This window comes from Kangiella sp. (assembly GCF_014762745.1).
Classification (GTDB): domain Bacteria; phylum Pseudomonadota; class Gammaproteobacteria; order Enterobacterales; family Kangiellaceae; genus Kangiella.
This window is the reverse complement of the sequence record NZ_JABURJ010000027.1, coordinates 1-15,186: the sequence shown is the minus strand read 5'-3', so window position 1 is coordinate 15,186 and position 15,186 is coordinate 1. Positions and strand designations below refer to the sequence as shown.

General features: G+C 45.4%; 7 protein-coding genes. 5 read left to right on the top strand and 2 right to left on the bottom strand.

Going from position 1 to position 15,186, the window contains the following annotated elements; all coding sequences use genetic code 11:
• The first annotated feature begins 170 nt into the window (after positions 1 to 170).
• The 3 genes from HUJ19_RS01560 (at position 171) to HUJ19_RS01550 (ending at position 5,931) form a co-directional block, all read left to right on the top strand.
• A complete protein-coding gene (locus HUJ19_RS01560; protein ID WP_290621821.1) occupies positions 171 to 968 on the top strand; it encodes a TatD family hydrolase in 798 nt (265 codons plus the stop codon).
• 155 nt (positions 969 to 1,123) lie between these two features.
• Entirely contained in the window at positions 1,124 to 4,042 is a 2,919-nt protein-coding gene (locus tag HUJ19_RS01555) for a TonB-dependent siderophore receptor (RefSeq protein WP_290621820.1), read from the top strand.
• 125 nt (positions 4,043 to 4,167) lie between these two features.
• Positions 4,168 to 5,931 carry a GspE/PulE family protein gene (locus HUJ19_RS01550; protein WP_367273949.1) on the top strand — a complete coding sequence of 588 codons (1,764 nt, stop codon included), beginning with the start codon at positions 4,168 to 4,170 and terminating at the stop codon, positions 5,929 to 5,931.
• A gap of 96 nt (positions 5,932 to 6,027) precedes the next feature.
• Here HUJ19_RS01550 and mltF read toward each other — a convergent pair whose 3' ends face one another.
• On the bottom strand, positions 6,028 to 7,521 hold the full coding sequence (gene mltF / locus HUJ19_RS01545; RefSeq protein ID WP_290621818.1) for a membrane-bound lytic murein transglycosylase MltF: 1,494 nt from the start codon (positions 7,519 to 7,521) through the stop codon (positions 6,028 to 6,030).
• A 167-nt stretch (positions 7,522 to 7,688) separates the two neighbouring features.
• Here mltF and purL point away from each other — a divergent pair, with 167 nt between their 5' ends.
• Complete coding sequence (gene purL, locus HUJ19_RS01540; RefSeq protein WP_290621817.1) at positions 7,689 to 11,585, top strand: phosphoribosylformylglycinamidine synthase; 3,897 nt, start codon at positions 7,689 to 7,691, stop codon at positions 11,583 to 11,585.
• A 295-nt stretch (positions 11,586 to 11,880) separates the two neighbouring features.
• On the opposite strand, the gene HUJ19_RS01535 is transcribed toward purL, so the two are convergent.
• The gene (locus tag HUJ19_RS01535) at positions 11,881 to 12,807 is read right to left on the bottom strand and encodes a hypothetical protein (RefSeq protein ID WP_290621816.1); all 927 of its coding nucleotides are present in this window, start codon (positions 12,805 to 12,807) and stop codon (positions 11,881 to 11,883) included.
• A 743-nt stretch (positions 12,808 to 13,550) separates the two neighbouring features.
• On the opposite strand from HUJ19_RS01535, the gene gshA reads away from it, so the two are divergent.
• On the top strand, positions 13,551 to 15,119 hold the full coding sequence (gene gshA / locus HUJ19_RS01530) for a glutamate--cysteine ligase (RefSeq protein ID WP_290621815.1): 1,569 nt from the start codon (positions 13,551 to 13,553) through the stop codon (positions 15,117 to 15,119).
• Positions 15,120 to 15,186 lie beyond the last annotated feature (67 nt).

Here is a 15,186-nt window from a genome sequence, read left to right as displayed (position 1 = left end):
GATAACCTGGCTCTGGATGGAGGGGACAACTGGACGTATTTAGCACCGACCATGGTTAATCTGAACTTAGCCATTGAGCGTTGGCCAGATGTTCGATTCTTTGAAACGCGCGAGCACTAGGTCAGTCGACGTTTATCCTGTGCTCCGATGGAAAGGGTAGAGAATATAGGATGTTCAAACCAAAGCACAAAGAACCTGAAATTAAACTTTTCGACAGTCATTGTCATCTAGACTTCCCGGTTTTTGATAAAGACCGGGATGCCATTCTCAATAAAATGCACAAGGTTGGGATCGAGGGCGTCTTGATTCCGGGTGTCACTCAGGATAAGTGGCGGTTTCTTCGCCAACTGGCTGCACTGCGACCTGACGTCCATGTGGCGCTTGGGCTGCACCCAATGTTTCTTAAAGAGCACAGAAAACAACATCTGCATGATCTTGAATTGGCTGTGACGGTTAATAATCTTTCAGCCATTGGTGAGATTGGTCTGGATTATTATGAAAAGGACGCTGACCGCAAAACCCAAATCTCTTTGTTTAAAGCACAGATTGAAATTGCCAAATCTGCGAAGCTGCCTGTTATTCTCCATGTGCGAAAATCGCACGAAGATATCCTGCTTTACTTGAAAACTTTACACTTTGAACATGGCGGTATTGTCCATGCATTTAATGGCAGTTTAGAGCAGGCTAAACGCTATCGAGATTTGGGCTTTAAGTTTGGCTTTGGTGGTGCAATGACGTACCCAAGAGCGGTGAAATTACGCTCGCTGGCGGCTGAATTGCCTTTATCTGATGTTGTTCTGGAAACTGATGCGCCGGATATGAAGCCTTATAATTACACTAAAGATCATAATACTCCTCTTAATATATTCCAAAATTTCAATAGCTTAGTTGAGTTGAGAGAGGAGTCAGCTCATGAGATCGCTACTGTCACAACACGCAACAGCAAGCAAGTGCTCGGACTTCTATAGCTGAAACCCTGTTATTTCACATTTATCTAAAGAGCCTGTTGTTATTGGTTAAGTTTTAAGCTATAACGGTTCGCGGCATGCCTTTTAGAAGGCTAACCGTCCTATAGCTAAGTAATTAATAAACATAAACTAACTAACAATAACGGGGTTTAAAAATGGATAAAAAATCTATTTTCCCGCCTGCCAAAAAGCTGATGATTGCCGCTGCGGTTCTTTCTGCGGTGAGCTTTAATAATGCTGTTTTGGCGGCAGAAGAGGAAGAAGCGGAGAGCATTGTTGTAACAGGTTCTCGTATTCGTCAGGCACAAGCTGAAGGTGCCAATCCAGTCAATGTACTGGACAGGGACTATCTCGAAACAACAGGAGCTAAGACGGTGGGTGATATCCTCGCTCGCTTGCCGACAGCAGGTTCTGCTCTAAATACACGATTCAACAGTAGTGGTAACTTTGGCTTTCCGCCAGATGGTGGTGGTGTTGGTGCTGGTGCAGCTGAAGTTTCGTTACGCCATATGAAGGCAAAGCGTACGCTTGTATTAGTTGATGGTATTCGTTGGGTTAACGGATCCTCTGCATCCGGTGTTGCTAACTCAGTAGACTTGAATACTATCCCAATCAGCATAATTGATCGGATCGAAATCCTTGAAGACGGTGCTTCATCAATTTACGGTTCCGATGCAATTGCTGGTGTTGTTAACATTATTACCCGTAAAGATTTTGAGGGTATGGAGTTTAATGCCTATCAAGGCATGTATGATGAAGGTGATGGTGAAACATCACAATTCGACTTGGCTTTTGGGGCCAGCGGTGACAAACACCGTGTATTCTTCAGTCTTAGCCATTACGATCAAGAGGCGGTTGACTCAATCGAGCGTGAGCTTTCTGCATTACCAAAACCTAACACAGGTTTAACTCGCGGTAGTTCGGGCACACCTCAAGGCCGTTTTGTGTTCTTTGGCCAAGATAACGACAATGATGGAAATCCAGATGTTAATGACTTAACTATTAACAATGGAGTAACAGGTATACCAACCTATGATCCGAACAATCCTGGTGGTTCTGGTGATGACTTCCATGTTTTTGGTAATAATGACCGTTATAACTACGCTGAATATAACCTCTATGTGACCCCGAGCAAGCGCACATCAATTTTTGGGCAAGCAGATTACCAGATCTCGGATAATGTTAACTTTTATACCAAAGCTCTATTTAATAATCGTGAGTCAGTAAACCGAGCAGCTCCAGAGCCAATGTTCCTTGGGCCGGGAGCCGGTACTGGCGGTTTAGCAGATACTGTCGGAGTTCATGAAACCAACCCTTACAACCCATTTGGGGTTACTTTAGATGAGAGTAACCTGATTTTTATCGGACGACGTCCTATTGAAGGTGGTCCTCGTATCTTCAAGCAGAATGTGGATACTGTTTATGTCGGTTTTGGCCTGAATGGAGATTTTGCTGCGGGCGACAATAGTTATTTCTGGGATATCAACTACACTCACGGCAAGAATGAAGCCAAGCAAACCACTTACGGCAGCTACAACATTCGCCATATTAAAAATGCCTTAGGGCCTTTGGCTGATTGTCAGGCGCTAGAAGGTTGTGTGCCACTGAATATTTTTGGTGGTCAGGGCGATGGCTCCGGCACAATTACGCAAGAGATGCTAGATTATATCCAGCCCACTTTAACTGACCAAAGTGAAAACGTCATAGATACATTATCTGCTAACATTTCAGGGGATTTATTTGAAATGCCTGCAGGTTACTTCTCTTTTGCTGCCGGTATTGAGTCGCGTGAGTACAGCGGTTTCTATCAGCCTGATGCGATTGTCGTGGCAGGGGATAGTAATGGCGTACCTTCTTCACCTACCAGTGGTTCATATGAAGTTGATGAGTACTACGCAGAGTTTAAAGTTCCATTGCTTGCTGACATGGCGGCCGCCGAAGAGTTGACGGCAACATTGGCATTCAGAAACTCTGACTATTCAACATTCGGTTCAAACGACACCACTAAGCTTGGTTTGTTGTGGAGAGTCACTGACGAGTTCTTATTGCGTGGTTCAGTATCTGAAGGTTTCCGTGCGCCAAGTATCGGTGAGTTATATGCCAGCGGTTCACGATTCGATGCTGAGTTAGCAGATCGCTGTAGTGACTATGTTGGTACTCAATATGAGGATAACTGTCGTGCACTAGGTGTCCCTGAGACATATGAGCAGTTTAACAGTCAGATTTCAGTAACAACAGGCGGTAATATTGATCTGCGACCTGAAACCTCTGATAGCACAACATTTGGCTTTGTGTACAGTCCTGGCTGGGTCGACAGTATTGACTGGATGAACACTTTTGATATTAAGGGCACTTATTATAAGCATGAGTTAGAAGGTGCAATTGAGGCTATCGATGCTCAGGCTCAAATTGACCTGTGCGTTACCACGCTTGAACCTCAATATTGTGACGGTATTAGCCGTGCTTCAGACGGTACAATCAACGGGTTCAATAACCGCTTGGTTAATATCGGAGCTATCGAAACTTCTGGTTATGATATAGGTATTAACTATTCTAGCCCTCAGTATGACTGGGGACGATTGACCGTTAACTGGACTAACACTTTTGTCAGTGAATATATCGAAGAGTCGTTGGGACAGCGTATTGATTTAGCTGGTAAAGAGCGTAATGACTCTGGCATTCCTGAGTGGAAGTCTTCTATTAATATGGGCTGGAGTCTTGATGAATGGGCTGTAAACTGGACAGTTCGTCATGTTGATAGCTTGATCGAGTCCTGTAGTGACTTCCTTGATGGAACGCCTGATAGCTTAACTGCATTAGGCCTTTGTTCTAATCCAAACAATGCTGACGAGTCGTTATCAACTAATGAGCTGGACGCAACAACTTACAGCGACATTCAGGTGAGTTACGCTTCTGATGTTGGTGGAGTCGATATGGAGTTTACTTTAGGTATCAATAATGCCTTCAATGCTCACCCTCCAGTCTGTTATAGCTGTTCTTTGAATGGTTATGATCCGTCTGTGTATGATCCTGAAGGTAGCTTCAGCTATCTATCGGTTAGAATGAAGTTCTAATTGAATCAGGAAAGTTAAAAATGGGGCTTTGGCCCCATTTTTTATGCCTGAATGAAGCTGAATATTTGGAAAATTCAGTGGTTTGGTTTAACCTGAGTGAATCCTACAGCAATAATCTTGGCATCATGTCAGCAACCTTATCCTCTTTTCAATTATTGGACTTATTAAAAAAAGCAAACTGGATTTCTGAGGAGCAATTTCAGGCATCGCGAATTCACTTGCGACAAGTTAATCCGAAGCTTCACCCTATTGAGCAGGTAGCCGATCTTTCTTTAACCCGTCACGATGATCATCGAAGCATAATTGATGAGGAACTGCTGACTCAGTTTGTGGCAAAGCTGTATAAATTACCTTATGAAAAAATTGATCCACTGAAAATTGATGTGGACGGGGTCACTCGTGTGATGTCGCTGGCCTATGCGCAACGCCATAATATTCTGGTCATTCATGTTGATAAAGATGCAGAAGTAGTTAAGGTCGCTGTGATGTACCCAGAAGATCTGTCGTGGCGTGAAAGCCTTGAGCAGGTTTTGCGTATGAAGATTGTCCCGGTGATGGGCAATCCGGCACTGATTAAACGCTATCAAAAAGAATTCTACCTGCTTTCGGCTTCTGTAAAAGGAGCCAATGATATTAAGCTGCAAAAGGATAATACGGTAACCAATCTAGAGCAGCTGATTGAACTTAAAGGAGCTGAAGAAGCCGATGCCAATGATCAGCATATTGTGCAGATTGTTGATTGGCTTCTACAGTATGCCTTTAAAGAGCGCGCCAGTGATATTCACATTGAACCAAGAAGGGAAGTGGGGCGTATTCGTTTCCGCATTGATGGTGTGCTGCATAAGGTATATGAGTTACCTATTTCGATTACCCATGCGGTAATTTCACGCCTGAAAATTCTGGGACGTATGGATCTGGCGGAGCGGCGTAAACCGCTTGATGGCCGCGTTAAAACCAAAAGTCCCGACGGCTCTGAAATTGAGTTGCGACTATCAACGCTTCCTACTGCCTTTGGAGAAAAGTTTGTTGGTCGTATTTTTGACCCAACGGTTCTGACGCGCAATTTTGATGAGCTTGGTTTAGAGCCTGAAACTGAAGCGACCTGGCGGGATATGATCAGTCAGCCAACAGGGATTGTGTTATTGACCGGACCAACCGGCTCAGGAAAAACCACCACGCTTTATACTTCGCTAAAGTTGCTTGCCACTCCAGAAGTCAATATCTGTACTATTGAAGACCCGATAGAAATGGTTGACCCGAATCTCAACCAGATGCAGGTTCACCATGACATTGATTTAGATTTTGCAGCGGGTGTTCGTGCATTATTGCGTCAGGATCCCGACATCATCATGATCGGTGAGATTCGTGATAAAGAAACCGCGCAAATGGCAGTGCAGGCAGCATTGACTGGACACCTGGTGATATCAACGCTGCACACCAATGACGCGCCTTCGGCGATGACTCGTTTAATTGAAATTGGTGTTGAACCATACTTGCTGAATGCCACCATGCTTGGGGTGATGGCGCAGCGTCTGGTTAGGACTTTGTGTAAATATTGCAAAGAGGAAGTTTCGACCGATCCACTTGCGTGGAAAGCCATGGTTGGAGAAAACCAGAAAGTCCCAATGCCTGAAAAAATATATCATCCGGTCGGGTGTGATCGTTGTCGACACACTGGCTATCAGGGCCGACAGGGTATTTATGAGCTGTTAAAAGTTACTGACGATCTTAAAACTCTGGTTTATGAAGGGGCACAAATTCGGCAATTGAGGAAGCAGGGCATTGCCGATGGCATGAATCTATTGAGAGTAAGCGGTGCCTACAAAGTTGCTGCCGGTGTGACCACTATTGATGAAGTTTTAAGGGTTGCGCCAAGAGATACCAAGTAATCATGTCATTGGGTAAGCTTGTTGGGTTAGATTCAGGCATAAAAAAGGCTGATATATACATCAGCCTTTTTAGTATTGCAGAGGAAACTTATTTTTTCAGTTCTCTGTAGCTTCCTCAGCAGGTTCTTGGTCAGTTCCCAGAATGTTTTCGCTAGCCTGATTATTGGTTCCAATCTCGTCCTCTTGCATGGATTCTGTTTCAGGATCAACAAGCTCCGAACCACCTGCTTTTGGCTCTGCAACCTGTTTCAGCACCTGATAATACATACGGATGTTATTGACATATTTGACTGGCTCATCGCCACGCGCATAGCCATAGCGTGTTCTCGAGTACCACTTTTTTTGGCGTAATAGTGGTAAATACTCTTTTACATCCAGCCACTTATCTGGATTGGCGCCATCAGCTTCCGCCAGTCGACGTGCATCTTCAAGGTGACCATAACCAACATTGTAGGCTGCCAGAGCAAACCAGGTTCGATCCGGCTCTTCGATACGATCCGGAATTTTCTTTTTCACCAGACGCAGATAGTCGGCACCACCTAAAATACTTTGCTCAGCATCCAGCCGATTTTTTACGCCAAGCTGTTTTGCCGTATTCAGGGTCAGCATCATCAGACCACGAACGCCAGTTGGTGAACGAGCATGAGGCTCCCAGTGTGACTCCTGATAGCCCATGGCCGCTAATAGACGCCAATCTAGATCACCAGCAGCGGCTTCATAGAAATAGGGGCGATACTTATCCAGCTTGCTTTCAATGGCCCGTAGAAATTCGCGATTGCCAACATAGTCGAACTTGGATAGGTGACCATAGTAACGTTCTGTCAGATAGGCCAGAGTGCCGTCACCACGAATTTTTGAGAAAAATTCAATCGCTTTGATATATAGACTGTTGTCAGTATCTTTGGGAAAAGCCCAGGCCAGCTGTTCCGGTTCAGACACGCTAAAAGCAACCGCCAGCTCAGGCTGAACCTGGCGCGCAAGTTGCAGTTCATTGGAATCCACTATGGTGTAATCGATAGTGCCTTCAAGCACGCCATCCAGCAAATCCTGAGGCGTAAGGTCGGAGCGCTCGGTCCAGCTTAATTCAGGGTAATCCTGCTGAGCTTTTAACAGTTGCTCCGAATGGGAGCTGTTGGCAACTACGGTCAGGTTTTTATCAACCTGACTGAAGTCGCGGGGACGATCGTTGCCTTGCTTGTAAATCAGTTTACTGGTGATTTCCTGATAGGGCGGGCCAAAACGTAGATACTCTTCCCGTTGCTGAGTAACTGTTAAGCCAGCAGCAGCAAAGTCAGCACGGCCATTGGCCACTTCACGAAGAATTTTTGCAATATCATTTTCAGTGACTATTTGCACGCGTACGCCAAGCTCATCGGCAAATAGTTTAACCAGGTCATACTCAAAGCCACTGAACCCTTCTTCACCGACATACATGGTGGTTGGCGAGATACGAGTATAGACTTTGATATAACCCTGTTGCTGAACGCGTTCCAGCTGGTTTTTGGGTTCTTCGGTGCAGCCTGTCAGCAATAAAACTGACAGTACAAATAGCGCAAAACCGTATAACTTAATTGTAAGGCCTTGATTCATTTAGGAAATTATAATCTCAGCGGTTGTTTGCCAACATTATGACGGCAATAAGCTAAAAAGTGCAAATTAAAGCATTCAATTTCCCCTTTAGGACTTATCAATAACAGCCATTTAGAGTAAAATTTGCGCTCTTTCGCAATTCCTCCAGATTTACAGTCGAGATTGGTATGCTCATATTACGCGGTAACCCGGCCTTTTCTAATTTCCAAAAAGCACATTTACTCAAAGAATCTTCAGCAGTTAGCACTCAAGTTGTTGATATTTATGGTGAATATGTTCACTACATTGATACCAGCAATGAGTTGAGTGACGATGAACTGAAAATTCTTGAACGATTATTGGAATATGGACCAAGCCGACCTGCCAGCGAGCATTCAGGTCAGCGCCTGATCGTCGTTCCGCGTCCAGGCACCATTTCTCCCTGGTCATCTAAAGCAACCAATATCGCGCAAAACTGTAGTCTGGATAAGATCGAACGCATTGAGCGCGGCGTCGCAGTTTATTTCAAGACTAAAGATGGTGCCGAGCTGAGCGCCGAAGTGATTGAGCAGCTTAAGCCCCTAATCCATGACCGCATGACGCAGTCAGTATTCACTGAACATAGTCAGGCGGAAGTTCTTTTTGAACAACATCAGCCGAAACCATTAGCGCATGTCGATATTTTAGGTGGTGGCCGTGATGCACTCGTTAAAGCGAACACTGACATTGGTCTGGCTCTGGCGGAAGACGAAATTGATTATCTGGTTGAGAGTTTTACCAAGCTGGGTCGTAATCCATCGGATGTAGAGTTGATGATGTTTGCGCAGGCCAATTCAGAGCATTGCCGCCACAAAATTTTCAACGCATCCTGGACCATTGATGGCATCGAGAAAGAAATGTCGTTGTTCAAGATGATTAAAAACACCTACCAGGTGAATTCTGAAGGTGTCTTATCTGCCTATAAAGATAACGCGGCAGTTTTCGAAGGCTTCACGGCTCATCGTTTCTTCGCCAACGCGGAAACCAACGAATACCAATATCATTTAGAGCCGGTACACGTTTTGTGTAAGGTCGAAACTCATAACCACCCAACCTGTATTTCTCCATATCCTGGTGCCTCGACTGGCTCCGGTGGTGAAATTCGTGACGAAGGTGCAACCGGTATCGGTGGCAAACCGAAAGTTGGCCTGACCGGCTTTACGGTTTCAAACCTGAAAGTCCCGGGTTATGTTCAGCCTTGGGAGACTGATTATGGTAAGCCTGAGCGCATCGTCACTGCATTGGACATTATGCTTGAAGGGCCAATTGGCGGCGCCAGTTTCAATAATGAATTTGGTCGTCCGGCAGTAACCGGTTATTTCCGTACTTTCGAAGAAGAGTTCGACTTTGAGTACGGTAAAGAAGTACGTGGTTATCACAAGCCAATCATGATCGCAGGCGGCATGGGTAACATCCGTGAGCAGCATGTTAAGAAAAAAGAAATTAAACCGGGTTACAAAGTGATTGTCCTCGGTGGCCCAGCGATGTTGATTGGTTTAGGCGGCGGTGCTGCTTCGTCCATGGCATCAGGTTCAAGCCAGGAAGATCTGGATTTCGCTTCAGTACAGCGCGACAACCCAGAAATGGAGCGTCGTTGTCAGGAAGTGATCGATCGCTGCTGGGCAATGGGCGAGAAAAACCCTATCGAATTTATTCATGACGTTGGCGCGGGCGGCTTGTCGAACGCGATTCCAGAATTAGTACATGATGGCGAGCGCGGCGGTAAGTTTGAACTTCGCCGTGTGCCAAATGCTGAAAAAGGCATGGCGCCAGTTGAAATCTGGTGTAACGAAGCGCAGGAGCGTTATGTGCTGGCGGTTTCTCCTGACAATCTTGCCAAGTTTGAAGAAATCTGTGGCCGTGAGCGCTGCCCATTTGCCGTTGTCGGTGAAGCGACAGAAGAGTTGCATCTTGCGCTGAACGATGAGCATTTTGACAACAAGCCAGTTGATTTACCAATGGATATTCTATTCGGCAAACCACCAAAAATGCATCGTGAAGCTGCTACCTTGGCAGCTCCATCAACAGCCCTTCCAAAAATTGATGATATTAACGAAGCGGTTGACCGTATTCTGGCCTTGCCGGCAGTAGCCGATAAAACCTTCCTGATCACCATTGGCGACCGTACCGTTGGCGGTATGGTGTCGCGCGACCAGATGGTTGGCCCGTGGCAGGTTCCGGTAGCCGATTGCGCGGTAACTACCTCAACTCATAATAGCTACACCGGCGAAGCCATGGCGATGGGCGAGCGTACTCCTGCTGCATTGCTGGATAGCGCAGCTTCAGCGCGTATGGCGGTTGGTGAAGCTGTGACCAATATTGCCGCCGCGAAAATTGATGACATCAAAAAGATTCGTCTATCAGCCAACTGGATGGCCGCTGCCGGTGCACCAGGCGAAGATGTGAATCTTTATAAAGCAGTTGAAGCAGTAGGCATGCAGTTGTGCCCAGAATTAGGCATCACCATCCCGGTCGGTAAAGACTCAATGTCGATGAAAACTGTGTGGGAAGACAATGGCGAACAGAAAAGTGTTACTGCGCCACTGTCATTGATTATCACCGCGTTCGCGCCAGTGACCGATGTGCGCAAAAGTTTGACACCTCAGTTACGCACAGACAAAGATGCAACAGAGTTGTTGTTATTAGACTTGGGCCGTGGCAAAAATCGCCTTGGTGCAACAGCTTTCACGCAAGTCTATAAGCTGCTCGGTACAGAGCCAGCCAATGTTGATTCAAGCGATGACTTACGTAATTTCTTTAACGCCGTTCAGGCGCTTAATCATAATGATCTGGTTCATGCCTACCATGACCGTTCAGATGGTGGTTTATTAGCAACCCTGGTTGAAATGGGCTTTGCTGGCAATTGTGGTGTTAGCGTTGATTTGTCAGAACTCAATGGCACAGCGGAAGAAATTCTGTTCAACGAAGAACTTGGTGCCGTGTTGCAGGTTCCAGCTGATAAGCGCGAGCAGGTTGAAGCGATTTTGGCTGAACACAAGGTCAGCGAATTCGCCCACTTTATCGGTGAGCCAGCAGAAACCAAAACCTTCAGCGTCACCAAAGATGGTAATGATGTTATCTCACGTGACATGAAAGACTTGCGAGCTATCTGGTCAGAACTGACCTTCCGTATGCAAGCCATGCGTGATAACCCAGAATGTGCGCAACAGGAATACGATAGCAAGCTTGATCTGAATAACCCAGGTATCAAGCCATTCGCCACATACAACGTTGATGAAAACATAGCCAAGCCGTTAATCTCAACGGGTGCTCGCCCACGCGTAGCCGTATTAAGAGAGCAGGGTGTCAACAGCCAGCTCGAAATGGCAGCCGCATTGACCAAGGCAGGCTTTGAATGTATCGACGTTCACATGAGCGACATCCTATCAGGACGCGTCAGCTTGCAAAACTTTATCGGCGCAGTCGCCTGTGGTGGCTTCTCCTACGGTGACGTACTCGGCGCAGGTGAAGGTTGGGCAAAATCGATTCTCTTCAACTCACGTGCACGTGACGAATTCGAAGCCTTCTTCAACCGCCAAGACACTTTCAGCTTAGGCATCTGTAACGGTTGCCAGATGATGTCAAACCTAAAAGAACTGATCCCAGGCGCCGACCACTGGCCACACTTCGTGCGCAATCAATCAGCGCAATTCGAAGCACGTTTCGCCATGGTCGAAGTGGCAAAATCACCATCGCTATTCATGACAGGCATGGAAGGCTCGCGCCTACCAATCGCCGTCTCACATGGCGAAGGCCGCGCAGAATTCAAGTCTGAAGAACTGGCAAAACAAGTCAACGAATCAGGTTTAATCACAGCGCGCTACATCAACAACTACGGCGACATCGCAGATACGTATCCAGCCAATCCAAACGGCTCACCATTCGGCATCACCGGCCTCACTACAACCGACGGCCGCGTCACCATCATGATGCCACACCCAGAGCGCGTAGCACGAACCGTGCAGAACTCCTGGAGACCGGATGAGTGGAGAGAGGATGGGGCTTGGCAGCGGATCTTTTACAACGCTCGCCTTTCAATCGGGTAAAATTGCCTTTTTCTTCCTATACTTTGTTGTGTCAAGATTTTAATCAGGTCATTCACAAACACGTGAACTCCCCTCTTAAAATCTTGATACGCCGCGTCTAGGAAGAAAAATTCTAATTTTACGGTGAGCTCTCGGTATTGTCATACCGCGGCTTGACCGCGGTATCCAGTGTCTTTCAAGTTCTATTTAGTTACATGTGAAGATTGGCAGTAATTCCAACCGAGTCAGAGAACTAATAGGTAGGCAAAAACCCTTAGTTTTCACCATCTTGAAAAATGTCAGCATGAGCAATTTGTTAGGCACTTTGTGGCTCTAATTTTGCTAAAAACTCGTCAAAAACAGCTTTTCCCTTTTCAATATTGCTATTAAATATATCCAAATAGTCTTCCTTCGATATTTGGAGACCAAGTTCATTCCTGACGGATAGAACAGCATTAGGAAGTAAATTAGATATTTCAAAGAATACGGCCATGCATTTTCTTATGTATTCAATATGTTCTTTATTTTGTATACGCCAAAGCTCATCAATTTCTTGGTTGTGTTTGTCTCGCTGCTCACGCTCAAATTCAAAACTCTTTTTTACATATTCCCAAGTGCCGCGATCCTGATTACCAGCCAAATCCATATTTTTCATTATTGCGATGTAACGATCAATTTCGTTCTGGTATTTATCTCTAAGGTCCTCCAAAATTTTTATTTCATTCTTTCTGTTAACAAGCCCCATTCGTTCAAGCATTAGATTTAGAGTAGCTGTGCCAATTTCACCCATAAACGCAGTAACCGCCTGAACGGTTTCTCTAGAGCCAACAATCTGAACTTTAGCAATTTTTCCTGCTTGCTCTGAGAATCCTGAAGTTATTTGCTCTTCAGATATGTTTAAATTGGAGAAACTAGCCACCATATTTTGGCTTTTAGTAATAGCTTCCACTGCCTCCATATATACTTCTTTTTTAGTTGCTTGCTCTCGTTCAATTGCCGATATTTTAATTTGATTGCTAACCTTAACCTCTTCTAGTATTTCTGCGTAACCTGATTTTACAGATTCAACCTCATCTGTTATTGTGCCGATATCTTCTTTTGTAGCAAGATTTCTCCCTTTTTCGGATAGATAAGCTGGGATGTAGGACTTTATAAAATAAAATATAATTCCACCGCCGAGGATTGCTCCAACGCCGAAGCTCCCTACCAAGCTCACTAACTTTTCAATTTCTTCGATGCTCATAAATTGTATTGCCTAACATTTTATTGTACGAATTTATTCCTAAGACTTTATTATCATGCACCTTTTAATACAAGTGTCGATCTTCTGGATATTTCAGGGGTTAGCCGAAGGGTATTATTAAAACTGTTTATTAAGTCATTGAAATAATGGACTAGTGCATTAATAAGGAAGTGCAAAGTGGTCAGATAATGATATTTGACTTCAGGCTTGCTCCAATTACCCCCCTTAGATTGAGCTGAGTAGTAGCCAAGACATAGCAATTCAACACAGGATGTTTTGAATAGCAAAATTCGGGCCACGGATGGAACGTATTTTGCGGTGTGTTAAGTGGCTTGGTGGAGACGAAGGTAGTTTCGCTTGCGAAACCTCAATCTCGGGGCGCCGTTCTTTTTGGTTCCTTTTTCTTAGGCGTTAAGAAAAAGGAACTCGCCGAGTGGCGAAACTTAACGCTGAGGAAAGCTATAAAGCCACTGGATTATGAAATACATCTTTGTATTTCACCCTACGGGCTGGCTGCGCCATTCAAAATCGCTCCAGACGATTTTGTCCGCGGTGAGCGACCGAAGGAAGTGCCCTTGGTGCGACCAAAGGGAGTGCCCTTGGGCACCGCGGTATGACAGCTATAAGTAATGATTACGGGGGCATCAACACTAACTATCCCCTTTTACCATAAACACTTAACTTCAAAATAGGATTGCCCTGTGGCATAGTATTGGCTGCTCAATTCACACTGAATCTATTATATGCGTGACCCGAAACTGGATCGTGACGCTTTGGCGTTTGTGGAAGGCGAGTTGGCGGATTGTTTGACTCGTTTAAACCGTGGCATTGAAAAAGAGAGTTTGCGTGTCACGGAGGATGGTTACCTTTCAACCAAACCTCATCCTAAGTCTTGGGGTTCTGCCCTGACCAATGAGTATATTACAACGGATTATTCTGAGGCTTTGCCTGAGCTGATCACGCCGGTTTCGAATGATCGCTTGCAGCCACGTCAATGGCTACATGATATTCACCAGTTTATTTACCAGCACATGGATGATGAGATTCTATGGATAGGCAGTATGCCGTGTATTTTGACTAAGGAAGAGGATGTGCCCTTGGCCAATTACGGCACCTCGAATGTGGGGATGATGAAGCATATCTATCGTCGTGGGCTGGGTTATCGCTATGGCCGATACATGCAGGTGATTGCCGGGGTTCACTACAATTTTTCCCTTCCTGAGGATTTTTGGCCTAAATACCAGGAGTTCAAGCAAGATAGCAGCTCATTAAAAGATTTTATCTCTAATCAATATTTGGGACTTATTCGTAATTATTTACGTTATTGCTGGTTGTTGCCCTATTTATATGGCGCTTCGCCTGCAATTTGCCGCTCCTTCACCAAGGGCAAGGGCGGTTCGCTGCTGGAAGACCATGGTGACGGCAGTTTGTATGGTCAGTATGCGACTTCGTTGCGTATGAGTGACCTTGGTTATCAGAATAATGCTCAATCGAAATTTTCTATTCGCCACAATGACTTAGACGAGTATGTGGGGGAGTTGGAGCGGGCTATTCGCACTAAAGACGAGTTCTACGAAGAGTTGGGCGTTAAGGTGGATGGTGAATACCGTCAGTTGAATGCCAATCTATTACAGATTGAGAACGAATATTACGCAAAAATCCGTCCGAAACGGGTCATTAATCCTGGCGAAAGACCGACTCAGGCCCTGAAAAGGGGCGGGGTTCAGTATGTGGAAGTTAGGTCACTTGACTTGAATCCTTTCGATCCAGTTGGTATAAGTCAGTCACAAATTGACTTTTTAGACGTCTTTTTGCTCTTTTGCCTATTGCAGGAGAGCTGTAATCAATCGGATCGTGAGAATGCTGAAAACGACGAAAACTTCCGTCGTACGGTCTATTACGGCCGCAAGCCTGACCTTGGACTGTTGAAATTTAATCGGGCAGTACCATTACATGAGGCAGCATTGGCCATTTTCGAGGAAATGCGCCCGGTTGCAGTGTTACTGGATAAGAGCAACCAGACCAGGGCTTATACGCAAGCGCTTGGTGAGGCCATTGACATGGCCAAAGATCCGGATAAGACGTTGTCGGGTCAGTTTCTCAATAATATGTTGGCGTATGGTAAAGGTTATTTTGGTTACACCATGGATCTTTCCAAGAAAACACGTCAGCAGTTTCTTTCTGAGCACATCAGCCCTGAGGTTGAGGCTCTGTTCGAGCGTGAAGCGGCTCAGTCAATTGAGAAGCAGAAGCAGATTGAGGAGAACGACTCCTTATCTTTTGAAGAATATCTCAAGCAATATTTCGCCTAGGGCAATAAGCCTTGGACAAATTAATTTAACCTAGTGAGGTGTTATGAACTATACCAAGTTCGATTTT